This is a genomic window from Variovorax sp. KBW07 (assembly GCF_003852515.1).
In the GTDB taxonomy this organism is placed as follows: domain Bacteria; phylum Pseudomonadota; class Gammaproteobacteria; order Burkholderiales; family Burkholderiaceae_C; genus Variovorax.
On the sequence record NZ_QAJK01000041.1, the window covers coordinates 1,448 to 2,243 of the forward strand.

General features: G+C 73.9%; 1 protein-coding gene. It reads left to right on the forward strand.

What is annotated here, in order from left to right:
* On the forward strand, positions 1-796 hold a 796-nt coding region (locus tag DBV14_RS08920), incomplete at both ends, for an aminotransferase class I/II-fold pyridoxal phosphate-dependent enzyme (RefSeq protein WP_185545972.1).

Below are 796 nucleotides of genomic sequence, written 5' to 3' on the forward strand. Positions count from 1 at the left end.
CGTGGCCCGCGCCGCGCCCGAGTGGGACAGCGGCACGCGCCACGGCTTCGGCCTGCCGCGGCTGCGCGAGATGATCGCCACGCGCCATCGCGCCGAACTGCCCGCGCTGGTTCCGCAGCAGGTCATGACGGCGGCCGGCAGCCTGGGCGCCACGATGTGCCTGCTGCAGGCATGGACCGAACCCGGCGATGCGGTGCTGGTCGAATCGCCCGCGCCGCGCCAGCTGCGCACCCTCATTCGCACGCTGGGCCGGCGCATGCTCGAAGTGCCACGGCGCGGCGGCTGCCTGGACATCGCCACGCTCGACGGCCATGCCGCGCTGCTGCCCACCGCGAGCCGCCGGCGCCTGCTGTTCCTGTCGACCGCCGTCTCCAATCCGCTGGGCACCTGCATGAGCCCGCAGGGCGCGCACCAGGCGCTGCAGGCGGCCGAGCGGCACGACCTGCGCGTGATCGAGCTGGACACCTGGCGCGGGCTCTCGCCGCTGCAGGCGCCCAGCCTCGCGGCCATGGACGGGCTGCAGCGCGTGGCGCAGGTCGGTGGCGTGTCGACCACGCTGTCGGCCAAGCTGCGGCTCGCGCACGTGCTGCTGCCGCAACGCTGGGTCGACGACCCTGCCTTGCGCTGCCTGCACACCACGCTCGGTCCGAGCGAGTTCGAAGAGCGCGTGGCCTGCGAGGTGCTGGCCGACGCGGGCTACCCGCGCTTCATGCAGAAGCTCAACACGGCGCTGAAGATTGCCGGCGAGCGCACACTGTCGCTGCTGACCGGCGCGGGCCTGCAGGCGCTGTGCGTG